This is a genomic window from Sporosarcina sp. JAI121 (genome assembly GCF_013408665.1).
Classification (GTDB): Bacteria; Bacillota; Bacilli; order Bacillales_A; family Planococcaceae; genus Sporosarcina.
Map to the genome: position 1 here is coordinate 569736 of NZ_JACCCL010000001.1, position 24959 is coordinate 594694.

The window sequence follows — 24959 nt, forward strand, 5'->3', positions numbered from 1 at the left end:
ATGGGAGAACGGGTGGTCATTGTCGAGGGTGTACGAACGCCGATTGGACGGTACGGCGGCGCATTAAAAGAAATCAATTCCGGATTTTTAGGATCACATGTCATCGAAAAACTACTGGAAAAAGCATCTCTTCCACCTGAAAAAGTAGATGAAGTTATTTTGGGAGAAGTTCGGCAAACGACTGAATCATCGAATGTCGCTCGTGTTGCAGCGATTCGGGCAGGTATCCCCTGTGAAAAACCGGCATTTACCGTGAATCGCCTTTGTGCTTCCGGAATGCAGGCCATCGCTTCCGGTGTTCAACAAATTCAGTCAAATCTGGCTGCCATCGTGGTCGCTGGCGGAACCGAAAGTATGAGCAGTTCACCTATTTACTTGCGAGGTGCACGTTTTGGCGGGGATAAAACGTATTTAGTCGATTCAAATTTAGAAGCAGGTCAGCAACCGAAAGAAGTTTACGGTGAAGATATGGGCATGGGAATCACCGCTGAAAACGTAGCGGAAAAATACCGGATTTCTAGAGAAGACCAAGATGCATTTGCGATTGAAAGTCAAAAAAGAGCAGCGGCAGCAATTGGTGATGGAAAATTCGATGATGAAATTGTTCCGTATGAAATAAAGTCGAGGAAAAAAACGATTGTCTTTGATAAAGATGAACATCCACGACCGGAAACAACGATTGAAAAACTTGGCCAACTGAAGCCGGTGTTTAAGAAAGAAGGGTCCGTAACCGCTGGCAATGCATGCGGTCGAAATGATGGTGCTTCTGCTGTTCTTCTTATGAGAGAATCAACAGCAAATGAACTGTCGTTGACACCGCGTGTTGCAGTCGTTGACTGGGTCGCGGTCGGAGTACCACCCGAAGTGATGGGAATTGGTCCGGTACCTGCGATTCAAAAACTACTTGAAAAGACAAACTTATCGGTAGAAGAGATTGAATTATTTGAAATAAACGAAGCGTTTGCATCCCAAGCACTCGCTGTGCAGCGCGAACTCAACATTGATTCGGAAAAGTTAAATGTAAATGGTGGGGCGATTGCGCTTGGACATCCTGTTGGTTCTACAGGTTCGCGGCTCGTCGTTACATTAATGCATGAACTGCAAAAAAGGGGCGGTCGCTACGGGATTGCGTCCCTATGTGTAGGCGGTGGGCAAGGAATGGCCATTCTGATCGAAAATCTACAGGTACAGTAAAATGAACGATAAAACAATGAAGATACAGCAATCTACTTTCTTTGACCACCTGGGAATGAAACGGCAAGAAAATGAGGACGGGGCAGTTGTGGTTTCGGTGAATGTTCAAGAGATTCACAAGGACGAAGTCGGGCATATATCGAGCGGTCTTTATTATACACTTCTGGACGTAGCGCTCGGAACGGCAGTGTCTGAACAAGAGGGCGGTTTTACGGCAACAATTGATTTGCATGTTCAAATTTTTAAGCAAGAACAGATTAGTAGACTCGTCTGTAAAGGGTATCACGTCCAGATGAACGGAAACATAGGAAGTGGCAGAGGCGATGTAGTTGACGAAAATGGGCTGCTTGTTGCAACGGGCATGGCGACGTTTAAGGTGACGAAAAAAGCTGAATGAAGGAAGGTGCGATGATGGCAGAACCGGTTATTGTATCGGCTGTACGAACAGCAATCGCCAAACAAGGCGGGGCACTTGCTGCTGTACCGTATTATGAATACGGGGCTCAGGTGATGAAAGAAGCGGTAAAAAGAGCACGGGTTAAAAAAGAAGAAATCGATGATGTCATTTTTGGCAACTGTTTAAGTGGAGGGGGAAATGCTGCACGCATGACTTTGCTTGAAGCGGAATTTCCCGTCACTGTACCGGGACTGACAATTGATCGCCAGTGTGGATCGTCGATTAACAGCGTTGCGCTTGCAGCGGATTTGGTTCGGGCAGGAAGAGGAACGATTTTTTTGGCAGGGGGCGTGGAAAGTATGTCGCGTTCTCCTCATTTATTAGCCCCCTCATCTCGACCGTATGACCGACAGCCTCCCACATTTGTGAAAAGACAACTTTCTCCGACCAAAATCGGCGATCCGCCAATGGGGATTACAGCGGAAAACTTAGCTGAAAAGTATGGGATTTCACGTGAAGAACAGGATCTATATGCCGCGGAAAGCCAAAGACGAATGTCGAAGGCGATGGAAGCAGGATTTTACGACGAACAAATCATCCCGATTAAAGTGGAAGTGGGGAAGGAAAGAGTCCTATTCGACCGTGATGAACATCCGCGTCCGGGTACGACAAAAGAACAACTGAAAAAGCTTCGTCCTGTCTTTATGGTAGAAGGCTCAGTTACGGCTGGAAACTCTTCCGGAGTGAATGACGGTGCTTCGGCAGTTGTGGTTATGTCCGCAGACGAAGCGGAAAAGCGTGGACTGGAAGTTATGGCGTGTGTCGTCGACTCTCAAGTTTCAGGAGTAGATCCCAATATCATGGGGATCGGCCCAGTTCCGGCAGTTCGTAAGTTGTTAGAGCGGAATAATTTAACCATGGAAGACATTGACTTTGTTGAATTAAACGAAGCGTTCGCCGTTCAGGTGCTCGCCTGCAACCGTGAATTAAAGATTCCACATGAAAAACTAAATGTAAATGGTGGTGCAATTGCACACGGTCATCCGATTGCGGCCACGGGAGGTATGCTGGTGGCAAAAGCAGTATATGAAATGAAGAGAAGTGGTGCGAAACGGTCGATTGTGACTGCTTGTATTGGCGGTGGACAGGGAATTGCTTTACTGCTTCAAAAATGAGCGTGAAACGAAGAGATGAATAACTACCAAAAAAACTAGTGAGAAAATAAGGGAAAGAAAAGGGGGATTTCTATGCGTTGGTTTGTTCTTGTTCTACTATTTTTGGGGATGGTTATTAACTTTGCGGACAAGTCAATTGTGGGACTTGCAGCTGTAGCAATTATGAAAGATTTTAATTTATCTTACGCTGCATGGGGTTTAGTTGGAAGTAGTTACTACTGGCTTTATCCTGTCACCGGAATTTTTGGTGCTGCGTTAGCGGACAGGCATGGAGCAAAGAAAATACTTGGCTTCCTCATGCTGACATGGGCTATATTGCAGTTTGGCGTACTAGCAATTACTGCGTTGCCGCTACTCATTCTTTACAGGGTATTACTTGGTGTATTCGAAGCACCATTCAGCCCGATTGCATACAGCCATGCGAATAAATGGTTTCCGCCAAAGCAAAGAGGATTCGCAAATTCTGTAGTCGTGTCCGGCGGTACAGTCGGAGCAATGGTCGTTGCCCCACTCCTCGTTGCGTTAATTGCCACTTTAGGCTGGAAAGTTGCATTTGCCTGTCTTGGTGTTGCAAGTATCGTATGGTTCATTCTTTTCCAGCTCTTCACAAAAGAAAATCCAGTTGCAGTGTATAAAGAGAAGCAGAAGGAAAAGAAAGCTAAACTAGAGAAAATTAAATTGAAAGACTTTCTATTGGTGCTTGCCTCACCAACAGCTTTATTTACAACGCTTGCCTATTTCTCTACTTACTTTCTTGTCGTATGGATTGCGATTTGGTTGCCAATTTATTTGGTGGAAGTCGTACAAATGTCTGCAGTTCAAATGGGGTATGGCGTTGCGATAATAGGAGTTACTTCCATGATAATTTATATAGGCGTATCGATGCTGTCTGATTATTTATATAAGAAAAATCAAAACTGGCGTTTATCCAGGGTATATCTGGTTGCTGGAGCAATGATCACTGGTGCGTTATTTATGGCATCCATTGCGGTTTTTCAGAATCCGATTTGGGTCGTGTTTGCGATGTGCCTGGCAAAAGGACTCACATACGCGATATTGCCGATTGGCCCAACCATCATGATAAATGAATTGCCTGAAAGGGGTGGGCTGATGACGAGCATTTTGACATCATCAGGCAACTTAGCCGGTATTATAGCACCACTCGTCACAGGTTACCTTATTGCTTTAGCAGGAGTCAATAAAATCGCGGGCTATAATTTATCCATTTTATTCATGGCAGGTCTCGTTTTAGTTTTTGGAATACTGTTTGCTATTTTCGTTAGACCGGTTCTGTCTAAGAAAAACGAGGACGAACATGGCAATGAGTTAGCGGAAAAAGATGAACTGGAACCCGGTTCAGCACCTGTATGAATACATCGGTCGTCAAGAGAGTGAATATTACTTCAATTTTAATGTATAAGGACTAGAAGGAGGATGGGAATGAGAACACGAATAACCGACTTGTTGAAAATCGAGTATCCAATTATTTGCGGGGGAATGTTCAGGGTTGGTCGTGCCCCATTAGCAGCAGCAGTCTCGGAGGCAGGGGGACTTGGAATTATTACGTCTGCCACTTTCGAGAAGCCAGAAGATTTACGTCAAGAAATACGACGGGCAAAAAAGATAACAGCAAAACCAATTGCAGTTAACATCAATCTATTTCCAAGCGTCAGGAAAATGCCGAATGAAGCGTATATTGACGTATTGATTGAAGAAGGAATCCGTATTGTAGAGACTTCAGGCCGAAGCCCGGAAGCATATATGAAAGTGTTAAAGGATAATGGTGTCATCGTCATTCACAAAGTTGCAGGGGTTAAATATGCCAAGACTGCAGAGCGGGTCGGATGTGATGCTGTCACTGTTATTGGCTTTGAGGCAGGTGGCCATCCAGGTATGGAAGAGGTGGGGAATGTTGTTCTAGTTCCGCAGACGGTTGATGCGGTACAGATTCCCGTGTTGGCAGGCGGGGGAATTGCTGATGGCCGGGGAATGACCGCAATGCTGGCACTTGGGGCGGAAGGTGTCGTGATGGGCACACGGTTTTTGGCCACTCAAGAAGCTCAGGTGCATGACAATGTTAAACAGTGGATGGTTCAGGCATCTGAAAGGGATACATCATTAATTCAGAAAACAATTGGTACTACTTCGCGTGTTGCCCGTAATGAAGTAGCCCTGCAAGTGTTGGAAGCGGAAAGCAGGGGTGCGGAACTTGAGGAACTTTTGCCATTGATTTCTGGACGTAGGGTTGTGCAAGTATATGAGGAAGGAAACATTGATGCAGGAATATTTTCCTGTGGACAGTCAGTAGGGCGGATTCAAGGTATTCCAACCGTAAAAGAGCTGATAACGGATATGGTGTCCGAAGCGAAACAAACTGCAGACAAATTGGGGCGAATCTCCAACGTGATAAATGCCTAAGTAACGTCGTCTTATCCGCTAAATATGAATGATTTGGGGATGGAAAAATGGATAAACCTTGGAAAACGTTTTACCCGAAAAATATTCCTTATGAAATCGAGATTCCGTCACTTTCATTATATGACCTATTGGATTGTTCTGCTGAACGTCATCCTAATCAGAAAGCAGTGATAGACGGCGATCAAGAACTCACTTATTGCGAATTGAAGAGTGCATCTGACCGTTTTGCGGCTTCTTTATACGAGAAAGGGTTTAGAAAAGGTGATCGAATCGCCTTAATGCTTCCAAACTGCGTAGAATATATCATTTCCTTTTATGCAATCCATCGCTTAGGCGGTGTAGTAGTTCAAGTAAATCCAATGTACCAGTCATCCGAATTGGATTATCTTTTACGGGATTCCGAAGCAACCTGGTTTATTGGTCATAGTGAACAACAGAAGAAGTTGGAGAAAATCGGAATTAGTAATCAGCTCATCATTATTGTAGCCGACAGGGATAAGCAGCAAGAAGACGGTCTTTACGAGTGGATAGCGAAAGGAACGAACAGACTTCCTGACTTGGACATTAATCCTGAAAAAGACCTAGCGCTCCTTCAATACACAGGAGGAACTACAGGAAGGTCCAAAGGGGTTATGCTAACGCATTTCAACATTACGTCCAACGTCCATCAGGATAAAGTTTATACGGCAGATCCTTTACAACTTCAAGAAGCTGGTGAACGTCTGCTCGGATTGTCGCCGTTATTTCATGTGTTTGGGATGGCACGTATGAATAGTGCTATTTATACTGCTTCAACGTACATTACGATAGAAAAGTTTGAAATCGACAAGGTTGTCGATTTGATTCGGAAACATCGGCCGACCATTTTTCCCGGAGTGCCTACTATGTATATTTCTTTATTAAATCACCCTGACTTAACAGCGGACGATTTAAGCTGCTTTAAATACTGCAGTTGCGGTTCTGCACCACTCCCGGTAGAAATTATAAATCAATTTAAAGTGAAATTCGATGTACCTATTTTTGAAGGATTTGGCATGTCAGAAACGTCACCTACGACGCATCGGAATCCTGTTATCGGGAAAAGAAAAGTAGGCAGTATTGGTTTGCCGTATCCTAATACTGATGCCAAAATTGTTGATATGGAAACCGGGACAATTGAGATGCCTCCAGGTCAAGCGGGTGAATTAGTTGTGAAAGGTCCTCAGATAATGAAGGGATACTGGAGAAAACCAGAAGAAACTACCTTAGCGCTACGCGATGGCTGGCTGTACACAGGAGACATTGCCACGATGGATGAAGATGGCTATTTCTTTATTGTCGGTAGAAAGAAAGAGATGATAATTGCTAGCGGTTTTAATATTTATCCAGTTGAAGTGGAAGAAGTGATTTATCAGCATAAAGGAATTGCGGAAGTTTGTGTCTATGGTGTTCCGGATTCATATAGTGGGGAATCGGTTAAAGCTACGATTGTGAAGAAAAAGGGTGCCCAAGTAACTGAGCAGGAAATCATAGAATGGTGCACTGGACAACTGGCTAAATACAAAATTCCTCGTGTAGTCGAATTCAAAGATCAGCTTCCGAAATCCACGGTAGGGAAGATACTGAAACGTGTACTTGTGGAAGAGGAAATTGAGAGGCGTAAGGCAATGGTCGGAGGTAAGTGATGCAATCACGCATGACTATTTAATTGCATTGCTAGTTTAAAAATTAGAGTGGGGTGAAGAGATGAACAGCTATCAAAATATCTTAGTGGAAAAATCAAATCAGCTAGCCTACATTATAATAAATTTGCCTGAGCAGCGTAATCCGTTAAGTAAAGAAACCCTTGGAGAAATGAAAGAGGCGCTAGAAAGATTAAAAAATGACAAAGAAACGAATTGTATTATTTTTACAGGCCAAGGAGATAAATCATTCGCGGCAGGGGCGGACATCAGCCAATTAAAAAACCGTGGTCCCTTAGATGTATTCACACCCAACGGAATGCAGGAAGTATATGATTATATTGAAGCATATGACAAACCGACGATTGCGATGATTAACGGTTTTGCGCTTGGCGGCGGATGTGAGCTGGCCATGGCGTGCGACATTCGAATCGCTTCTGAAAATGCGAAGTTTGGTCTTCCTGAGTTGAATCTTGGTATTATTCCGAGTGCGGGTGGAACTCAGCGAATGGCGCGGTTGATCGGTAAAGGAAAAGCAATTGACCTAATCTTAACCGGTAGAATTATCACTGCTGAAGAAGCGGAAAAGATCGGACTAGTTTCAGAATTTGTACCACAGGACCAGCTAAAGAAAACAGTCGAAAAAACTGCTGCCCAAATACTAGCGAAAGGTCCATTAGCCGTAAAACTTGCGAAAATGGCCATTCATGCAGGATTTGATGCAGATATGAAGACGGGTCTACTGATTGAAAAGCTTGCACAAGCTGTACTATTTTCAACCGATGATAAAAATGAAGGAACAAGCGCTTTTTTAGAGAAACGTTCTCCGGAATTTATTTCAAAGTAGAAGAATTCGTTCAAATTATAGTGTGAAGGAGTGAAGGGATGTTGATGACGGTCGGTGAAATAAAGAAAGAATTTGTAGAAAGTCCTTATCTTCAGCATCTTGGAATAGAAATTCTTTCAATTGAAAAAGAAAATACGAGAATTAAATTAAATGTACAAGACTATCTTTTAAATACAAAAGGAACCCTTCACGGCGGCGTAACTGCTTCAATGTTGGATTTCGTTCAGAAAATGCATCTGCGCTCTGTTTGTAATACAAGGTGTGTTCCAATCAGTTCAACTGTTCATTTCACTGCACCAGTAAAAACAGGGGCTATTTATGCGGAAGCATCAATCATTTCCAGTAGTTATAAGACTGCTTTTTTAGAAGGTATTATCACCAGCGAGAGTGGGGATATTATTTCGAAAGGAACTGGAACATTTAAATTAATTCGCGACGAATAACATGATTTATAAATGAAAGCAGGCGAAATATCTTTCCCTATGTAATAATCAGTTACCATTCGTAGCAGAAGGAATGGGAAATCAGGTTTTGAATTAGGTGTAAGTAAATCCGCGCAGGGAATTAATACTGTTCCCGTCGTGGATTTTTTGTTTAATTATCTGAATAGTTTCCGACTTGACTTGGTGACTGTCACCCAGCCGAATCCAGTAGAACAAAGTAGAATCCACTAGACATTCACCTCATAAACATTGTACACTGGAACCGATAAAACTAAAGTAGTGTTTATAGTTTTACTGGAGGTTATGAGTTGAAGACGCGAATCATGCATGCATTTATTGAGGAAACACGAAATAATGGGATTAAGTTTACGATGGATGACTTGTCAAGACGGCTTGGTATTAGCAAGCGTACGTTATATGAGCATTTTTCTTCCAAGGTGGATATCCTGGATTCGATTATCGATTTGACACTCAATGAGTTCGATGAACAGACACGGATGATTATCGATAATCCCGATTTGACATTGACGGAAAAAATTCGGAAAGCAATTGTTGTCATACCAAAATATAATGAGTTTTACGATCTTCGGATTTTAGAGCAATTGAAACGGTCCTATCCTGCTCAGTGGGAACGAGTGAATCGTGAACTGAATCAGTGGGATGATTTAAAAGGGCTTCTAGAAGAAGGCATCCGCACGGGTGTTGTTAAGGAACGGAATATTGATTTACTGATGAAATTGATTATCGGAGCTTCGAATGCAACGCTCGATCGCCAGTTCTTTTTAGAGCATAGCATTTCTCTTACAGAAGCGCATGAGTCGATTGTAGATGTGTTATTGACGGGTTTTATGAACGCGAAGTAATGATAGACGTGCTGGTCTTTCAAAGGCCAGTCATTTTTCACACCTCATAAAACTTAAAAAACTAAAATCGTTTTTATGTTCCGGTAAGCGCTAAAAGATAAGGAATTGAATTTGTTATGAAAAAGGAACAAGTAGTAAACCGTCTGGATACAGAATCGGTTGGAAAATCTTTTGTAAGGTACTTGGTCCCATCCATGGTAGGGATGTTGCTAATGGCTGTCAACATCGTGGTTGACGGCATTATGGTCGGCCACCGTCTAGGTCCGGTCGCTCTTGCCGGGGTGGGTATTGCAGCGCCCGTCTATACGATTTTCGTCGCGATGTCACTGTGGATTGGAATCGGTGCGGCGACCCGTTACTCGGCAATGATGGGTGCTAAACGTCCGAGCGAGGCGCGTGTCATTTTTTCACATGCGATTGTCTCTATATTTGCTTTGACGTTGATTATCGGGCTTATTGCCTTTTTATTCCGGACGGAACTTGCATATTTATTGGGTGCGAATGCAGATACGTTTCAGTACACAGCGGGTTATATGAATGTCATGTTGCTGTTCGGTTTCATTTTCACTGTTGAAAATGCATTCAGTATTTTAGTGCGCAATGATGGTGGACCAAATTTATCAATGATTGCACTTGTTGCGACGGCATTTGTCAATATTGTATTGAATTATGTGTTCTTATTTGTTCTTGATTATGGCGTTGAAGGAGCTGCGGCCGCGACGATCATTGGTGCATTTGTAGGGCTTGTCATATTGAGCACACATTTTTTCAAGAAGAAAAGTAACTTGCGTTTCGTCCGCTTTAAATTCAATCGGAAGCTATTCTTTCTTATACTTATGATAGGGTTCCCGAGTTTTCTCTCCGAAGTAGGATTTTCAGTGTTTACAATTTCGCATAATCTTACATTTGAACGTCTCGCTGGAACTGTGGGCGTGTCCGCATTTACAATTTTGAACTATGTTCATAGCGTTATGCTGTTGTTGTTTTTAGGGATGGGCGCTGCAATTCAACCGCTGATCAGTTATTACCGCGGGGCTGAAAATGATGAAAAAATCAAGAAAACGGTGCGATTGGCGATTGGGACCGCGTTCGGGGCTGGTATTTTCTTCTTATTGATCGGTCAATTCGCAGCCACACCGATTGTAAGCTTGTTTGGCGATTTCCCGCAAGAAGTGATGGCACTTGCCGTTTCGGGTATCAAGCTATTTTTCATCGCATATCTATTCATGGGGACGAACTTCGTTATGATGACCTATTATCAATCCATCGGCCAGATTCGGATGGCGACGTGGATTACCGCCGCAAGGGAAATTATTATTTTGCTAATTCTACTTGTCATCTTGCCACCGTTATTTGGTGTAACTGGCGTCTGGCTCGCTATACCTGCATCGGAATTCATTGTCCTTGTGACCATCTTTTATTATCACAAAAAATGGAACAGCTAAAACTTTATTCACTTTTGCAAGTAGTTAATCATATGGAATAAGTAGTATACTTATAGAATGAAAGTATAGAAGAGAGGGAGCATGGACCTTGAAAAGAAACGTTAAATCGCTGCTACTATTATTCTCGATGTTGGTTGTCCTACTTCCGTTTGCAACGTCCGCATCGGCTGAACCGCTTGATGAAATCCGGCAATTGGTACACGAATATTATGTTGACGACGTGCCTGAATCGGTGCTATCGAAAGGCTCCATCAAAGAAATCACAAAGCATCTGGATCCCCATTCCGTCTATATGAGCGCAAAGGAGTATGAGGGGTTCATCAATGGAATCGAACAGCGGATTGTGGGGATTGGTGTTGTCCTTGAAGAAGATTTGAAAGGCATCAAAATCATTTCGGTCATTCCAGGCGGACCTGCCGCGCGTGCTGGTATGGAGGCGGGCGATGTGATCACCCATGTAAATGGGAGTAGCCTCGTTGGCAAGTCGATTCAGGTCGCCATTTCATTAATTAGTGGGAAAGAAAAAACGGCGGTCACGCTGACAATTGAACGAATCGGACAAAAGGATTCCCTTACGAAAAAGCTAATAAGGGAAGAGATTACGTTGCCGAATGTTGAATCCGAAATGCTAGGCGGCAATATCGCTTATATTCGTCTGAACAGTTTTGCGACGGAATCCTCGAAAGAAATGAACAAAGCCATTCAATCGTTAACTGAAGCAGATGGTTGGATTGTCGATTTGCGCAACAATGGCGGCGGTTATATAACAGCTGCACAGGACATTGCCGGCTTCTTTCCCACTACCGTCAATGCGTTTCAATTGCGGGAAAAGAACACCAAACCGATGATTTATCCATCTACTGTTCAACCGCGCAAGTTCACAGGAACGACGCATGTCTTAATCAATGAATACAGCGCTAGCGCTTCGGAAATGGTCTCTGCGGCTGTGAAGGAGCAGAAGGCGGCTACACTATATGGTCAAACGAGCTACGGTAAAGGCACGATGCAGTCGATGTACGGATTCGATGATGGCAGTGTGTTGAAGATGACGACAGCAAGGTTTTATTCGCCAAAGGGTCAGGCTGTAGATAAAGTCGGCGTGAAGCCGGATATCGTGACGAAAATAGGGACGGAGCTCGAGATTTCGCATCGGGATCAGTTGATTGCAAAGGTACCGGGATACAAACAACTTCCTGGTCTTGTAAATGTACCGGTGACGAAGAAGTTTACAGTGGAAATGAACACGAAGATGAATTGGAAGCATACTGATAAAAAGGCGATCCAGCTTATCCAACTGGGTGGAAAAGAAATAGAAGCGGCGGTTGAAGTGGTGAATGATAACACCATTTCGGTTGTGCCCAAAAAGCAATTGTCAGCGGGGGCTAACTATATACTTGTGATTCATCCACTTTATAAAGACGCGCAAAATAAATTGATGAAACAAGGCGTCTATCTGGAAATAGCGGTTAACTAATAAAAAGCACCGGGTTATTAGCGATCTCAGTAAACTTTGAGTCGGATAAGAACCTGGTGCTTTTTTAGGATCCATGCGTGAAATTCAAAAAGATAGCTAAATTTTATATTGTAAAGAGCGCCGACGAATTTCCGCTTCCAACAATTGTATGAAGTGAGGATTCAACTTGATGTCTATTGCTTTGAAGTAGGATTCAATAAGCAAGTCATCAGGCAGTTTAATCATCCGGGATTACACCTCCAATATTTTTTAAGGTATGTGTACTAATCTGGAATGTGCATGCATAGATTAGCATGTGACAAGGTTGTACTCTTAATCTACCAAAGAATCTGATTTAGAACAACCGTTCTTCTATCCACAGTCTCCCGTGGATAAGTTGTGGTTAATATGTTTGCAATGCACGTAAAAGTACAGTGAATGGCGGGTATAACGTTAGTAACCTTATCCACAATCGTCAGAATTGCGAAATTTGTCGAAAAGTTTTTAAAGGGGAATTAGATTTGAGAGAGTTTAGAGGGAGCCCAAGAAGACCGGTGGGTGACAGTCACCAAGTCAATTTAAAAACAAACAAAACAAACGTGAATGTTTGAATTGTTTATACAAAGTATTCTATTTATCTTTTAGGAATACCCTTCGAGTCTCTCAGAAGATGACTTGTAGGGTATTTTGCGTTATATGCAGTTTTTAAGCATATAGTGGGAGCACAGATGAATAGGTTGATGTAATGAATAAAACTTCAGAATAATGGAGGAGGAGCGGATTGCATTGCATAAACTGCGGGCATAGGCAGAGCTCTGGGAATTTTTGTGCGAAGTGTGGTACTCCTTTAGTGAATGACGTAGTTGTGATGGAACAAGGGAGCGGAGGAGCAACAAAGCCTAATATACAACCAAACGAAACCATCGAAAAGATTAAAGTTGCAGCTAGGTTGTACTGGGACTATTTCGTGACCTATTTGAAGTCTCCTTCTAACGTAATTGAACGGGAAGAAAAAAATGCGATGAACGGCATTGTTACAATCGTGATCATGGCGATTTTTATTGGTCTTTCGTTTTTCACTTTATTGAAACGTATGGCATTTTCGTTCCTCGCGTATTCGTATGAACCGTCCTTTTTCTCAGTGATAGGAAGTTCAATATTATCTATCTTTATCATCACGGCGATTGTCATCGGTTCGTTGTTCTTGACGGTAAAGTTCCTCGGCCCCGACCATTCATTAACAAGTCTCGTTGGAATTTACGGAACCCACCTTATCCCATCCACATTCCTCGCATTGATCGCTTTACTGTTACTAGTAATAAAAGCGTATGTCTTCGGCAATTTCCTGCTTTCATTCGCACTCCTATTAGCTTTCCTCGTTGTTCCATTGTTCATCCTGACAAAATTAGTAAAACAAGAAGCATTGACGCTCGATCCGTTGTATTGTGTCATCGTTTACGTAGTTATATTTGGAATCGCTTTTTCCATTTTTCTCATGTTTTTAGGTGACTCCATGACAGGCGGCATAATAAGTCAGCTGGATGCGTTCTAGCGCTGATAAAAACAACGAAGGGAACAACTCGGTTAAGAGTTGTTCCCCTCGTTGTTTTTATTTTAGGAGAACGCTTGTGGAATTAGATGTATTAAACAGTTTAGGCAACTGATCTTTAGTGGCGAGAGCTTGATTACCTGTGAAAACACTCAAAACAACAACCAGTATAAGAATAGATAAAATTTTCTTCATTATAAATCCTCCCATCTATTAATTTTTCTATATAAATACCCATATTTATTTGCTTCTTGGTAATAAATAGCCGATAGTTTATATTTCCTATTTTTGTAATACCATTCTGCTAATGCAATCGAATACTTATGAATGTATTGAAAATCCTCTATTGATTTAAAGTAGTCAATTGCATCTTCAGTAATTTCGACGGATAAACCTTGATCACTATGGAGCGATTTGAAAATGTTGAAATGATGGAAATATGATGTTAGATTCTTATCTTTCAACTGCGAGAACATTGATAGACCTTCATTACACCAATCAATTACAAGCTTTTTATTATTTACCTTTGAATATTCAACCACTAAACATAGTACGGAGATTAAAGGAATATCTTCTTCGCTTTTGTATTCGATACTTTTTTTATAGTATTTAATAGCATCTTCGCTATTGCCCATAGTTCCATATAGCGATCCAATATTGTGATATATAATTCCTTTTTCAAGATCCATATTAAATTCATCACATATCTGCATTGCTTTTAAATAGGATTCCAATGCTTCTTGAAATTGTTCGCTTTTTTTTCGCGTAATTCCGATTAGTACGTAGCAATCCAAGACTCTCTTCATCAAAAAGTTTTCCCTAAAATAGTCGAGGGCACTTCTTATATAGTCTATGGTGGTGAAAATCCGACTATCCGCTGTATAAACCACCCCTATCATATAGTTCAATTCCGCTTTTTCCCAAGCTTCTAACGAAATATCATCAACTAATAATAGCACATCTTCAAAATACTCAATCGATTTATTGCGATTTTCTGTAGAATAATAGTAGATTGCGGTATTTAATTTATATAAATAAGTTTGCCGTGGAGTAAAGTCTTTGCTTAATTCTTCAAGATCGTCAATTTCCTTTTTCCGTTCATCTAAATTCCTGCCTACCATAATTCGGAATCTTAACATAATCAGAAGGTATGTGTAATAGAGTGTTTGATTTTCAAATAATGGATTGTGTGTCTCCAAATACTCCAATTTTTGTTTTGTGAAATTGGCATCACGATTTGTAATTACTTCTTTGTAACTAGTTTCCAGCATTTTCTCGAAATCAATTTCCGTTTGCTGATCATTTTTCTGTAACTTCGATGGATCTATGCCTAAACGATTAAATAATAATGTGACGATGTCTTCACTCGGGAAAATTAAATTCCGTTCGATTTTGGATAAGTAAGAAGGCGTGCAGATCCCTTTTGCTAATACTAATTGTTTCATTTGTTGTCTAATCCGTTCTGCCCTTATTAAATGTCCAACTTTCATTAGCGAATCCCTCTCTTTTACAGCATAGTACATACGTAGCATTAATCATACCATTTTAATATGGGAAATTAATTAGCGAAACGCTTAAAAAATGCATGATTTTGAAAAAAATGTCCCAACCTAATTGAATATTATTCCTATCTCTTGAGTGATATGGTTAAGTAAGAGAGAAAAGGGGGATAGTAAGCATGCGAATTGAAGACATTTATTTTGATGAAGCTGTTAAGCGACGGGAAATAAGAACAGCTACTATCCGGCGTAGGGACAAAAAAGTACGGAGTCACGATTCAAAAGAGATTTCCGGTATGGTGAAACGATTGCTTGCCTGCTTATCATTCTTTCGAAGGGAGTGAGATTCTACCTATGGAAACGACAAACGACCAATTTGATGTTGATATTCAAGATTTGCAATTATATCAAATGAAAATGGAACTGATGGAGTTTTTGAGTAAAATGAAATCAAATGGATTTCTGGAATCAGTCGAATTCAGGGATATTTCAATTGAAATCGAACAGATTTAATTCAAAAAGTTATCAGTTGATTTTTTATTGAAAAAGCAACATCACCAAACCAATTGAAGGTTCGCGGATGTTGCTTTTTTGTGACCATGTATTAATTAATCAAAATCCAATTTAAAATCTGCAGCTTTAATCAATTTTAGTTTTCTGGAAAATATGTAGATGAGACCTAGATTAAAGACAATCGGTATAATGAAAAATGTGCTAAGCATGATTGAAATATTTTTCGCCGACCATCCTCCTTCAGCCAGGTTCATATAATTCAAAGGCCCGACCAATCCTGATAAACCGAATCCAGCGCTATATGGGGTTCCTTGGATGTTTAACAATCCAGCCAAAGCGCCAAGAACGGCTGCCGTAATCATCATCGGAAATGCGATTTTGGGTTTCATCAAAAAGTTTTTCATTTGAATTTTAGGTGAGCCTAAAACATGCGCTAATGCGGTCCCAAGTGAGTTAGCTTTGTAGCTGGCAATCGCTAAACCTATACCTGCCGCAACAATGCCTAGATTGGCGGCACCTGCACCCACGCCTGAAAGCATAATAACGGTTGCAACCCCGACTGTCGAAATTGGCAGCAGTATGATGGTGCAGAATATCAGGGCAATAATCGCACCCATTAGAATTGGCTGTAATGTCGTCACGTTTGAAATAGCGACACCTATTATACCGGTGCTATGTTTCATAAATGGCAGTAAAAGATAACCGATCATACCAGGTACTAAGATACTTAACGTGGGCATAAGCAGAATGGAATATGCTTTTAATTTATCGCCTAGCATTCTTACAAACAATACGGCTAATGCAGCTGTAATTCCTATATTAATTACAATTCCAATTCCGTTTAGTGTAATCAATCCGTCAGCGGTCTTTTGTATGACGCCGCTGCCGACCATTGCAGCAATCCCGACACTTGCTGTTTGAATAGGTGTCAACTTAAACGTAATCCCTACCATTACGCCAATCATGACGGGCAATAAGCTCATCACAAATATGGTGATATCGAATAAGTGCTGTAATGCGGGGAAATGAGGAATTAATAGCTTAAGAATTTCCCCCAACAAAGCGTTTGGTATTAATGCGACCACAATGCCAATACTCATTCCATTTAATAACTTACTAACAAAATCCTTCATTTTTCCCAATCCCCCATCTTGCATCATTATTACATAATGTGAATAACTATAAAGAGTGTTGTAGGAATAGTCAATCACTTATTGGGTTTTCGGATTAGTTTGTTGTGTGATGGCTGCTGGGCTCAGGTGGGTGACAGTCACCAAGTCAATTCTAATACATTCACAACAAACGTGAATGTTTGAAAAATACATACAATAAAAAGGGGGTCCCTGAATCATTTATTGTTTCAGGGAGGACGCTTTTATATATTTTTTCAGTTCCTCGTTCTGTTGATAGTCTCTGCAAAATTGGGTGTAGCCTTCAGGGGTTTTATGATATGGATCCGGAAGTAGGGACGGCAAAATAGTGAGGTCGAGGAATGGATAAGGGGTGTCCGTTTTTCTATGGTACAAGCGGAACGAACTGTGGGGATAGTTTTCCATTCGTTCTACGATTGGTTTTTTAGTTGCAACCGGATTTTGGTGTATATATGCACTGACGGAAAGAAGGGCGCCGGGTTCTGGTACCATCCTTGCAAAGTAGCGGCTCTCGTACAGAAATCCGGTGTAGTTATACTTCTTTTTATAGTAATTGCTGTATTGTTTATTAATCAGCCCCATCACTTTGCCAAGCGGAACTTCGGGGGAACGAATTAGCAAGTGAAAATGGTTATTCATGATGCAATAGGCGATTAGTGAAAAAGGGTGTTTGGTATTCGTATACTGAAGGGTTCGAAAAAGTACAGCAATGTCCATCTTGTTCGAAAAGATATTCTGACGATTATTGCCACGCATGACGACATGATCAAAGCAATTTGGATCCCATTTTCGATTTATTCTAGCCATCCAGTCATCTCCATCCCCATTGTTTTTGACTACCATATCTCATCTGGTAGAGAAAGACAATTGTCATAAATAACATGCATGGCGTGAAATTTAAGTTTAAAGGTGAATAGGGGTCCAAAATAGAAATATAGCCCCAAAACACTCCAAAATAAAATTTTGATAACTTCGCTAGATATGTTAGAAACTCCAAGTTATTAGTTGTCAGAATAGTTTCTGATTTGTAGTGGTGACTGTCACCCCCTGGTCTAGATCATCAACACGGCATCCACACCATACAACTGTTATAATAGTGAGACAATTGTTTCGCCAAATAAATTTGAGTAGAAGTGAAGGAGTGATGATAATGTCTGTTGATGTTTATCTGAATTTTAATGGGAATTGTCGTGAAGCGGTGGAGTTTTACGCAGAGGTATTTGGAACTGAGGAACCAAAAATTATGACGTTCGGGGAAACGCCGCCTAATCCGGAATATCCTCTTCCAGAAGAAGCGAAAAACTTGGTCATGCATACCCGGCTGAATATTCAAGGAAGCAATGTTATGTTTTCTGACGTTTTTCCCGGTATGGCCTTTATCGCAGGAAATAATATTAGCCTTGCGGTAGTCAGTGAAGACCAGGATGAGATTAAATCTATATTTGGCAAACTGAAGGAGGGCGGAAAAGTAGGCATGGATCTCCAAGAGACATTCTGGAGCAAATGCTACGGCCAGGTAACAGATAAGTTTGGAATTGAATGGCAATTAAATTATGACAATGGAGAAGTCTTCATGTAATTAGTCATTCCATACGATTGACATTTCATCATAATGAAGAGAAAAACGCAACGCGCATATATAAAGCGCGCTGCGTTTTTTTTTTACATATTTGCACCGATTACCAGCTACATGCGAATCATTTGGAAATTAACTTCCCGCTTTCCCGCATATATATAATCGTGGGGGTTTATCAACGGTCGCTATTTTCCGGGTGTTGAAACTTCATCTGAAAAAATCTACACCCATTTCTATAATAATGAAAACATGGAGGGGAGCTTCATGAAATTTAAAAAGCTTTGGATACTTGGCATATCGCTATTACTATTGTCTTGTACCGCATGTAAACAATCGGATCCGGTAACAAAGATTACCATTGAATTTCCGCCGGGAAAAGCGGTAGAGATTGCGGCAGGATGGGCAGCGACGGAAAGTCTTGTGCAGTCGGGCGGTGTCTATGAAGAGGGTGAATATACGCGGTTCAATTATAAGGGAGAGACATATCGGTATATGGCCAGTCACTTAGACACGAAGAAGGAATTGCGGGCTGAACTTGAAAAGTCTGTAACAAAAAAAGTTGCTAAACGGTATATGAAAGATCATAATTTTATTAAAAAAAATAAGAAGTTGGCGCAAATCGAAGCAGATGGAGGATCCCTTCTTCAATGGGAAGCGGCGACAGCAGAGGAGATAAAATCGAAAAAAAATAAGTACGTATTTGAACTAAGCGTTCCCGTAGGCTATACAGGTACAGTTGATAAATTCAAAGTGACATACGAATATGTAAAAAAGTCTGGTTGGCGTATAAGTAAGCTGCCCGTCTATACGAAATAACCCAAGAAAACCTCACCTGAAAGTTGGATGAGGTATTCTTGAGTTATTGTCAGAATAGTGTCAGATTTGTAGTGGTGACTGTCACCTAGCATACCCAGCCTAACCCGCATACCCGGCACCCCCGGTAATTCCTGCTTATCTGCCCTGCAGTTTTTGGGCGAAATCTTTTATGGTCATTGTGGAGTGGATGCGCTGGCGTTTCAATTCGAATAAGGAATCTCCTTGGAAGACGTTACCTTCGTCGATTGTGTATGCACTCGTTATACCGGCGGACTTTAACGCGCGGATTGCTGCCAGACTGCGTTTTCCGTATGGGTAGGCATGAGCAGTGACCCGGTAATCGTCGCCTAGAATTTGCTTGATGGAGTCATTCGCTTCTTGGAAATCTTTGAAGATTGCCAGTTCCGATTCGTATTGCAAAAGGCTCAAATTCGTGAACGAATTGAACATATGGAATAGATGCGTGTGATTTTGATAGGAATAGACATCCTGTGATCGAATGATGTCTTGTTCTGAAACTGTACTTGGCCGGTCGATACGGCTTGTAATAAGGAACGAAGTAGCCTTGAATCCATTTGTTTTCAAAATGGGATACGCCAAGTCAATTGTTGATTTGTAGCCATCGTCGAATGTAATTAGGATGGATTTTTTTGGTAATGTACCCTTTTTAGTAATCCAGGATTCCAGTTGTTGCGTAGTGATTGTCGTCCAACCGTTTTTCTTCAAATAGTCCATCTGCTCTTTGAACTTTTCGACTTCCAAAGTGGATGGGTTTTGATCCGTTTTGCTCGAAACAATATCGTGATACATCAAAACAGGAATGCCTGGGCCGATCGCCAGCTCGTTTTTATGTATGTACCCCGTTTTACCGCCTATTAGAACGGGATAATAATTTCCCTTTATCCGTTGTACATTAATTGTCATGTTCGGTTGGATCTGTCCGATGCTTTTTGCCTTTACAGCAGGACGCTCCAGAATTTGCACTGGTTTTGATGTGGTTGTGGTTGCGCGAACTGGGTGTGAACCTTTCCAGTTGGTGGGGATAGCTTTTATCACCACGGCTTTTTTCTTCGAGAACTTTACTTCGTCGTTTCCGATGACGGTGTGATAGAAACGGTCTGATTCGTTGAATATCGTGTGCGAAGTCCCTTTCATGAAGACTGCCACTTTCTTATATTCATCAAAAACAGGCGTCGTTTCGGTGATTTTAATCGATTTTACGGTTGATGCATCAGTGAATGCTGGAAATGCTACAAAGAATAGTAGTAAAAACAGAGTGATTTTCTTCAATCTTTTGTATGCCCCTTTAGTCTCTAGTTTCTCTCTATATATGATAGATAGAAAGGATGGAAGTAGCAAGGTGTATTTGAAAATGGATGTAAATACGCGCATTCTTAAATTGTCGTAAATTGTCTTGGTGACTGTCACCCCTACAATTCCAACTATCAACCCAATTCAACCGGAAATATAGAATAGTCAAAACTTATCAACAAAAGTGGTGGATATCCTGTGGTTAACTTGTGCGAAATGTTAATAAAGATAGAAGAGTCAGTCTACTAAGTGTTGATAACTTTATCCACATTGCAGAATGATGTGTTATTTTGTCGAAAGCCGCCTTCAATAAAACGGTAAGAATAAAACTATGAGTCGTGCAATATGTTTCTAGCAGATGCCAATAAGGGACATAGAGGTGAAGCGGATGTTGATAATAAGTGCAAATGACCAAAAGAATCTAGTGAATATGAATGAGGTTTTACACTGTGTGGAGGTTGCTTTGAAGGAATTCTCAGCTTCCAAGACGGACACGCCCATCCGGACGGTTCTTCCTTTTGGAACTGGCAATTCCGGATTAGTGATGCCTTCGGTTGCTGAAGGCTTGAATACGATGGGTCTGAAATATGTAACGGTCGTCCCGGGGAATAAAGATATCGGCAAAAAAGCGATTCATGGCGTTGTTTTACTGTCGGATATAAAGACTGGGGAACCGTTGGCGTTACTGGAAGGATCCTATTTGACGCTTATTAGGACAGGTGCTTTATCGGGCGTGGCGACAAAGTATTTAGCGCGACCCGATGCGAAAAGTTTAGGAATCATCGGGACCGGGGAACAGGCGATAGGACTTTGTGAAGCGATTCTCGCTGTGCGAAATATTGAGGTGATCTATCTATTCAATCGAAGTGTACAGAAAGCATATGAATTTGCAGAGATTGTAGCAACTAGATTTCAAAAAGAAGTTGTCGTCTGTCAGGATTCAAATGAAGTAGTCCGAAATTCCGATATCCTCGTTACGGCTACAACATCCATGGAACCGGTGTTTTCCGAAGAGCTAAAGCCAGGCATCCATGTAAATGCCGTCGGTTCTTTCCGGCCGACGATGCAGGAATTGCCTACGAACGCCATTTGCGCGGCGACTAAAGTCGTTGTCGAATCAAAAGAAGCGGCTCTTGAAGAGGCCGGAGACTTGCACATACCGATTGTCGAGGGCGCATTTTTCCCGGAGCAACTCCATGCAGAACTTGGACAAATTGTCAGTGGTGAACGATCGGGAAGAGAAGATGATCAAGAGATTACAATCTTTAAATCGGTTGGACTAGCCATTGCCGATATCGTCGTTGCCCAGTATTTATATGAACAAGCTATTAAAAGTAAGAAAGGTATTATTGTTGATTTATGAAAAACGTCTTGAAGGGTTCACTGATTAAAGTAGTCAGTGAACCCTTTTTATTTCTTTTTATCGGAATAATGACGACAAATTCGCATATCTTGGATAAACAAATCTGTCGGACAAGTCATACTATTATTTTCAGCTGAAAGGGGAACTGTCATATGAATACAGCAGATATCATCATTGTAGGTGGAGGAGTAATGGGATCGAGTACCGCTTATTCCTTACGAAAGAACGGCTTCGAAGGAAGTATCCTCGTTTTTGAAAAAGATTCCACGTATGAATACTCTTCCACGGCGCGCAGTGCGGGAGGATTCAGGCAATTGTATTCGACGGCTATCAATATTCAACTAAGCCGCTATAGTTTGCAAGTTTATAAAGATTTTGCTGAAACCATGGCATTGAACGGGGAACGGGCGGAAATTGACTTCAAGCAGAGAGGATACTTGTTTTTAGCGACAGAGAGTATGATCCCTTATTTTGAAAAACAACTGACGAAACAACATCATTACGGTGTACCTTCCGAGTTGCTGTCCCCGCAGGAATTATTGTCGATTATTCCTGAACTGGAAATTAGTGATTTGGCGGGCGGCCTTTATTGTCATGAAGATGGTTATCTCGATCCGTACTCTGTCATGCAAGCGTATCGGAAAAATGCCCAGGCGCTGGGGGTTGAATATATTTCCGGGGAAATAATGTCTTTATTGACAGAAAGGGACAGGATAACAGGCGTCCGTTTAGCGGATGGAACGATTTATTCATCACGGATCGTCGTCAATTGTGCCGGTGCGTGGGGAGCGGCATTAAGTGAAGCAATCGGCATGCCGGTGCCGGTCGTTCCGCTGAAGAGGCAAATGTATGTGTTTGATCCATCGGAACACCTTGAAAAAAAGCTTCCTTTAACAATCGATCCAACGGGTGTCTATTTCCGTCATGAAGGAGAAAAGGTTGTTACGGGATTTTCTGATGATTGTAAACCAGGCATCGACTTCACATGGAAGCGCTCATCTTTTGAAAAGCTGTGGCCTATTTTAGCCCATCGTGTTCCGAACTTTGAAAAGTTGAAGTTGGAATCGGGCTGGGCTGGATTATACGATTTTAATACGCAAGATCAAAATGCGATTATTGGCGAGCATCCGCAAATGAAGGGCTACTTTATGGCGCTCGGTTTTAGCGGACATGGGATGCAGCAGGCTCCGGGAGTTGGACAAGGTTTGGCCGAATTGATTTGTAAAGGGGGATACGAAACGATTGACTTGACGCCATTACGCGTCGAACGTTTTGCGGAAAATGATTTGGTGTTGGAAGATGCCATCGTATAACTGCCTACTATAGGTTGACTACTAAATTAGAGGGGGATGGGTAAATTGCATACTATTATAATGATAGAATTCGTTTTGTATTTAGTGCTAATGCTTGTCATCGGATACCTTGTTAGCCGGCGGACCAAAAGCCACGCCGATTTTCTGCTCGGCGGAAAGCAATTGCCGGGCTGGGCGTTGGCATTTTCTGAACGTGCCACGGGAGAATCCGCTTGGCTTTTACTGGGCTATACGGGCTTCGTCTTTGCGACAGGGTTATCGGGTGTCTGGGTTGCAGCGGGAATCGCTTCCGGTATTATCTTCGCCTGGTTATTTTTAGCGAAACGATTCATGAAAGAAGCGGAGGAAACCGGTGCGTTGACACTGCCAAGCTATTTGGCGAAACGTTTCGGCAAACACGGTACAGTTATCCTATGGCTTTCTACTATTCTTATCTTCAGTTTCATGATGTTTTACTTCGGGGCCCAAATTGCCGGGGCGGGCAAAACATTATTCGCCGTTTTTAATATACCTCCGACAGTTGGAGCTGTTGTAAGTATCATAGTCGTTATTATACTATCTTACATCGGCGGATTCGTGACAGTCGTTTGGACGGATATGATTCAAAGTATCATGATGCTCATCACGTTGGTCGTGTTACCAATCGTAGCCCTCTTTCATATTTCTGCTGCCGATTTATCCATCAGCCAGGCATTGACTGCCGCGGGACCATCGATGGATTCCTGGACAGGCGGGGCAATCGGATTTTCGTTGGGATTGTTATTGTTCAATAACTTCGCCTGGTTTTTCGGTTTCCTGGGCGGGCAGCCACAACTGAGTGTTCGTTTTATGGCCCTCCGAAGTAAAAAAGAAGCTAGAACGGGCAGTATCGTTGCCATCTCGTGGACACTTTTGGCATACGGCGGCGCGTTCATGATCGGGATTACCGCTCTCACATTGTACCAAGGGCAAACGTTTGCCGACGTCGAAATGATCTTGCCGTTCATGATACTCGACTTGATGCCTCCTTGGATTGCGGGTATTTTACTTGCAGGTATTCTCGCCGCCATCATTTCTACCGCAGATTCACAGCTAATGGTCATAACAAGTTCGGTCAGTGAAGATATTATTCGGAACGCAATGAAAATGAAGCTATCTGAAAAGAAGCTTGTCGCCATATCGAGAATTACCATCGTTTGTGCCGGGCTCGTAGGCTTGATCATCGCCTTGACATCCAAGTCATTGGTCTTCCTGGTCGTCAGCTGGGCATGGGCCGGAGTGGGCTGCACTTTATCCCCCGCCATCATCTTGACGTTTTTCTGGAAAAGATACTCGGGTATCGGCGTCATCGCGACAATCATTTCCGGGTTTCTCAGCACAGTCATCTGGATTTCTACACCACTCGAGGAAATTGCCACTTCCCGTTTCACGACCTTCTTCATCGCCGCGGCTTTCGGGATTTTGTTTAGTTTACTGTTCCCGGATAAGAGGGAGAAGGCTTTGAAGGTAACGGAAGGTAGTAAGAGTTGACTATTAATTAAAGATAAATGAGGAGGATTCTCATAAGTGGGTTTTGACTTATGGCATGACCTCTTTTTTTGACTCGTATTTACACAGATTGAAAACGTCTTCCAATCAGTTAATCAAGGGATGTTGATGTAAAAATATATAGTTACCTAATAAACAGGGAATCTGCAGAGGAGAAACGACAATAACTCTAGAAACTAACAGGAAAAATATTCACTTAGAGGAAAAGATGGTTTTATTTTTCAGATAAGTATTATTCCAACGTAGAGACATGTTTTTAAGGATTCAGTGCTGTAGAGTTCACCTATGCTAAATAAAGCAAGCCAAGCGACACCCGTTGCGGGGTTGATGATAAAGTGAAATGTACATTTTTTGGTGAAAAACAACCACGCCTATTTGACTTCAAATAGGCGCGGTTGTTTTTTTTAGGTTGATTAGTAATTCGCTCTAAAACTTGTCATTCTTA

Annotated in this window: 25 protein-coding genes; 19 read left to right on the forward strand and 6 right to left on the reverse strand. The window is 41.9% G+C overall.

Annotation, left to right across the window (positions count from 1 at the left end; translation table 11 throughout):
• From HDC33_RS02690 to HDC33_RS02740, 11 genes are all read left to right on the forward strand, one after another.
• Nucleotides 1–1194, forward strand: coding sequence for a thiolase family protein (locus tag HDC33_RS02690; RefSeq protein WP_179390983.1), 1194 nt, complete (start codon nucleotides 1–3; stop codon nucleotides 1192–1194).
• A 1-nt stretch (nucleotide 1195) separates the two neighbouring features.
• On the forward strand, nucleotides 1196–1591 hold the full coding sequence (locus HDC33_RS02695) for a PaaI family thioesterase (RefSeq protein WP_179390984.1): 396 nt from the start codon (nucleotides 1196–1198) through the stop codon (nucleotides 1589–1591).
• Nucleotides 1592–1602: 11 nt separating this feature from the next.
• Nucleotides 1603–2766, forward strand: a complete 1164-nt coding sequence (locus HDC33_RS02700; protein WP_179392597.1) for a thiolase family protein — start codon at nucleotides 1603–1605, stop codon at nucleotides 2764–2766.
• 72 nt (nucleotides 2767–2838) lie between these two features.
• Nucleotides 2839–4137: an MFS transporter gene (locus HDC33_RS02705; protein ID WP_179390985.1), complete on the forward strand. Its 1299-nt coding sequence runs from the start codon at nucleotides 2839–2841 to the stop codon at nucleotides 4135–4137.
• Nucleotides 4138–4206: 69 nt separating this feature from the next.
• A complete protein-coding gene (locus HDC33_RS02710; RefSeq protein ID WP_179390986.1) occupies nucleotides 4207–5184 on the forward strand; it encodes an NAD(P)H-dependent flavin oxidoreductase in 978 nt (325 codons plus the stop codon).
• A gap of 47 nt (nucleotides 5185–5231) precedes the next feature.
• Nucleotides 5232–6848 (forward strand): long-chain-fatty-acid--CoA ligase, encoded by a 1617-nt coding sequence (locus tag HDC33_RS02715; protein ID WP_179390987.1) that lies wholly within the window; start codon nucleotides 5232–5234, stop codon nucleotides 6846–6848.
• 61 nt (nucleotides 6849–6909) lie between these two features.
• Nucleotides 6910–7692 carry an enoyl-CoA hydratase/isomerase family protein gene (locus tag HDC33_RS02720; protein WP_179390988.1) on the forward strand — a complete coding sequence of 261 codons (783 nt, stop codon included), beginning with the start codon at nucleotides 6910–6912 and terminating at the stop codon, nucleotides 7690–7692.
• Nucleotides 7693–7730: 38 nt separating this feature from the next.
• Nucleotides 7731–8135: a PaaI family thioesterase gene (locus tag HDC33_RS02725; protein ID WP_218843152.1), complete on the forward strand. Its 405-nt coding sequence runs from the start codon at nucleotides 7731–7733 to the stop codon at nucleotides 8133–8135.
• A gap of 308 nt (nucleotides 8136–8443) precedes the next feature.
• Nucleotides 8444–8998, forward strand: a complete 555-nt coding sequence (locus HDC33_RS02730) for a TetR/AcrR family transcriptional regulator (protein ID WP_179390990.1) — start codon at nucleotides 8444–8446, stop codon at nucleotides 8996–8998.
• 116 nt (nucleotides 8999–9114) lie between these two features.
• Nucleotides 9115–10443 (forward strand): MATE family efflux transporter, encoded by a 1329-nt coding sequence (locus HDC33_RS02735; RefSeq protein ID WP_179390991.1) that lies wholly within the window; start codon nucleotides 9115–9117, stop codon nucleotides 10441–10443.
• A gap of 88 nt (nucleotides 10444–10531) precedes the next feature.
• Nucleotides 10532–11917 carry a S41 family peptidase gene (locus tag HDC33_RS02740; RefSeq protein ID WP_255457283.1) on the forward strand — a complete coding sequence of 462 codons (1386 nt, stop codon included), beginning with the start codon at nucleotides 10532–10534 and terminating at the stop codon, nucleotides 11915–11917.
• Between the two features lie 96 nt (nucleotides 11918–12013).
• Here the strand turns inward: HDC33_RS02740 and sda are convergent, their stop codons facing one another.
• Nucleotides 12014–12142 carry a sporulation histidine kinase inhibitor Sda gene (gene sda, locus HDC33_RS02745; protein ID WP_179390992.1) on the reverse strand — a complete coding sequence of 43 codons (129 nt, stop codon included), beginning with the start codon at nucleotides 12140–12142 and terminating at the stop codon, nucleotides 12014–12016.
• A 604-nt stretch (nucleotides 12143–12746) separates the two neighbouring features.
• Between sda and HDC33_RS02750 the strand changes: the two genes are divergently transcribed.
• Nucleotides 12747–13448, forward strand: coding sequence for a hypothetical protein (locus HDC33_RS02750; protein ID WP_179390993.1), 702 nt, complete (start codon nucleotides 12747–12749; stop codon nucleotides 13446–13448).
• Nucleotides 13449–13505: 57 nt separating this feature from the next.
• Here the strand turns inward: HDC33_RS02750 and HDC33_RS16475 are convergent, their stop codons facing one another.
• Both HDC33_RS16475 and HDC33_RS02755 read right to left on the reverse strand, forming a co-directional pair.
• Complete coding sequence (locus HDC33_RS16475; protein ID WP_255457284.1) at nucleotides 13506–13640, reverse strand: hypothetical protein; 135 nt, start codon at nucleotides 13638–13640, stop codon at nucleotides 13506–13508.
• A complete protein-coding gene (locus HDC33_RS02755; protein WP_179390994.1) occupies nucleotides 13640–14935 on the reverse strand; it encodes a helix-turn-helix transcriptional regulator in 1296 nt (431 codons plus the stop codon). Before HDC33_RS02755 ends, HDC33_RS16475 begins: the two co-directional genes overlap by 1 nt.
• 188 nt (nucleotides 14936–15123) lie before the next feature.
• On the opposite strand from HDC33_RS02755, the gene HDC33_RS02760 reads away from it, so the two are divergent.
• Both HDC33_RS02760 and HDC33_RS02765 read left to right on the forward strand, forming a co-directional pair.
• Nucleotides 15124–15288 carry a hypothetical protein gene (locus tag HDC33_RS02760; protein WP_179390995.1) on the forward strand — a complete coding sequence of 55 codons (165 nt, stop codon included), beginning with the start codon at nucleotides 15124–15126 and terminating at the stop codon, nucleotides 15286–15288.
• 10 nt (nucleotides 15289–15298) lie between these two features.
• Nucleotides 15299–15457, forward strand: a complete 159-nt coding sequence (locus HDC33_RS02765; protein WP_179390996.1) for a hypothetical protein — start codon at nucleotides 15299–15301, stop codon at nucleotides 15455–15457.
• 95 nt (nucleotides 15458–15552) lie between these two features.
• Here HDC33_RS02765 and HDC33_RS02770 read toward each other — a convergent pair whose 3' ends face one another.
• Together HDC33_RS02770 and HDC33_RS02775 are read right to left on the reverse strand one after the other, a co-directional pair.
• Nucleotides 15553–16590 (reverse strand): PTS sugar transporter subunit IIC, encoded by a 1038-nt coding sequence (locus HDC33_RS02770; protein ID WP_179390997.1) that lies wholly within the window; start codon nucleotides 16588–16590, stop codon nucleotides 15553–15555.
• 219 nt (nucleotides 16591–16809) lie between these two features.
• Nucleotides 16810–17415, reverse strand: coding sequence for a transposase (locus HDC33_RS02775; protein WP_179390998.1), 606 nt, complete (start codon nucleotides 17413–17415; stop codon nucleotides 16810–16812).
• A gap of 343 nt (nucleotides 17416–17758) precedes the next feature.
• Between HDC33_RS02775 and HDC33_RS02780 the strand changes: the two genes are divergently transcribed.
• Nucleotides 17759–18187, forward strand: coding sequence for a VOC family protein (locus HDC33_RS02780; RefSeq protein WP_179390999.1), 429 nt, complete (start codon nucleotides 17759–17761; stop codon nucleotides 18185–18187).
• Between the two features lie 261 nt (nucleotides 18188–18448).
• A complete protein-coding gene (locus tag HDC33_RS02785; RefSeq protein WP_179391000.1) occupies nucleotides 18449–19000 on the forward strand; it encodes a DL-endopeptidase inhibitor IseA family protein in 552 nt (183 codons plus the stop codon).
• A 135-nt stretch (nucleotides 19001–19135) separates the two neighbouring features.
• On the opposite strand, the gene HDC33_RS02790 is transcribed toward HDC33_RS02785, so the two are convergent.
• On the reverse strand, nucleotides 19136–20290 hold the full coding sequence (locus tag HDC33_RS02790) for a polysaccharide deacetylase family protein (RefSeq protein WP_179391001.1): 1155 nt from the start codon (nucleotides 20288–20290) through the stop codon (nucleotides 19136–19138).
• Between the two features lie 409 nt (nucleotides 20291–20699).
• Between HDC33_RS02790 and HDC33_RS02795 the strand changes: the two genes are divergently transcribed.
• From HDC33_RS02795 to HDC33_RS02805, 3 genes are all read left to right on the forward strand, one after another.
• The gene (locus HDC33_RS02795; protein ID WP_179391002.1) at nucleotides 20700–21674 is read left to right on the forward strand and encodes an ornithine cyclodeaminase family protein; all 975 of its coding nucleotides are present in this window, start codon (nucleotides 20700–20702) and stop codon (nucleotides 21672–21674) included.
• A gap of 152 nt (nucleotides 21675–21826) precedes the next feature.
• A complete protein-coding gene (locus tag HDC33_RS02800; protein ID WP_179391003.1) occupies nucleotides 21827–22987 on the forward strand; it encodes an NAD(P)/FAD-dependent oxidoreductase in 1161 nt (386 codons plus the stop codon).
• 45 nt (nucleotides 22988–23032) lie between these two features.
• The gene (locus HDC33_RS02805) at nucleotides 23033–24496 is read left to right on the forward strand and encodes a sodium/proline symporter (protein ID WP_179391004.1); all 1464 of its coding nucleotides are present in this window, start codon (nucleotides 23033–23035) and stop codon (nucleotides 24494–24496) included.
• Nucleotides 24497–24959: the final 463 nt, after the last annotated feature.

Bases quoted from the DNA above. Each gene is read 5' to 3' on its own strand.
- HDC33_RS02690 (WP_179390983.1), top strand. From the start codon at position 1: ATGGGAGAACGGGTGGTCATTGTCGAGGGTGTACGAACGCCGATTGGA.
- HDC33_RS02695 (WP_179390984.1), top strand. From the start codon at position 1,196: ATGAACGATAAAACAATGAAGATACAGCAATCTACTTTCTTTGACCAC.
- HDC33_RS02700 (WP_179392597.1), top strand. From the start codon at position 1,603: ATGATGGCAGAACCGGTTATTGTATCGGCTGTACGAACAGCAATCGCC.
- HDC33_RS02705 (WP_179390985.1), top strand. From the start codon at position 2,839: ATGCGTTGGTTTGTTCTTGTTCTACTATTTTTGGGGATGGTTATTAAC.
- HDC33_RS02710 (WP_179390986.1), top strand. From the start codon at position 4,207: ATGAGAACACGAATAACCGACTTGTTGAAAATCGAGTATCCAATTATT.
- HDC33_RS02715 (WP_179390987.1), top strand. From the start codon at position 5,232: ATGGATAAACCTTGGAAAACGTTTTACCCGAAAAATATTCCTTATGAA.
- HDC33_RS02720 (WP_179390988.1), top strand. From the start codon at position 6,910: ATGAACAGCTATCAAAATATCTTAGTGGAAAAATCAAATCAGCTAGCC.
- HDC33_RS02725 (WP_218843152.1), top strand. From the start codon at position 7,731: ATGTTGATGACGGTCGGTGAAATAAAGAAAGAATTTGTAGAAAGTCCT.
- HDC33_RS02735 (WP_179390991.1), top strand. From the start codon at position 9,115: ATGAAAAAGGAACAAGTAGTAAACCGTCTGGATACAGAATCGGTTGGA.
- sda (WP_179390992.1), bottom strand. From the start codon at position 12,142: ATGATTAAACTGCCTGATGACTTGCTTATTGAATCCTACTTCAAAGCA.
- HDC33_RS16475 (WP_255457284.1), bottom strand. From the start codon at position 13,640: ATGAAGAAAATTTTATCTATTCTTATACTGGTTGTTGTTTTGAGTGTT.
- HDC33_RS02755 (WP_179390994.1), bottom strand. From the start codon at position 14,935: ATGAAAGTTGGACATTTAATAAGGGCAGAACGGATTAGACAACAAATG.
- HDC33_RS02760 (WP_179390995.1), top strand. From the start codon at position 15,124: ATGCGAATTGAAGACATTTATTTTGATGAAGCTGTTAAGCGACGGGAA.
- HDC33_RS02765 (WP_179390996.1), top strand. From the start codon at position 15,299: ATGGAAACGACAAACGACCAATTTGATGTTGATATTCAAGATTTGCAA.
- HDC33_RS02770 (WP_179390997.1), bottom strand. From the start codon at position 16,590: ATGAAGGATTTTGTTAGTAAGTTATTAAATGGAATGAGTATTGGCATT.
- HDC33_RS02775 (WP_179390998.1), bottom strand. From the start codon at position 17,415: ATGGCTAGAATAAATCGAAAATGGGATCCAAATTGCTTTGATCATGTC.
- HDC33_RS02780 (WP_179390999.1), top strand. From the start codon at position 17,759: ATGTCTGTTGATGTTTATCTGAATTTTAATGGGAATTGTCGTGAAGCG.
- HDC33_RS02785 (WP_179391000.1), top strand. From the start codon at position 18,449: ATGAAATTTAAAAAGCTTTGGATACTTGGCATATCGCTATTACTATTG.
- HDC33_RS02795 (WP_179391002.1), top strand. From the start codon at position 20,700: ATGTTGATAATAAGTGCAAATGACCAAAAGAATCTAGTGAATATGAAT.
- HDC33_RS02800 (WP_179391003.1), top strand. From the start codon at position 21,827: ATGAATACAGCAGATATCATCATTGTAGGTGGAGGAGTAATGGGATCG.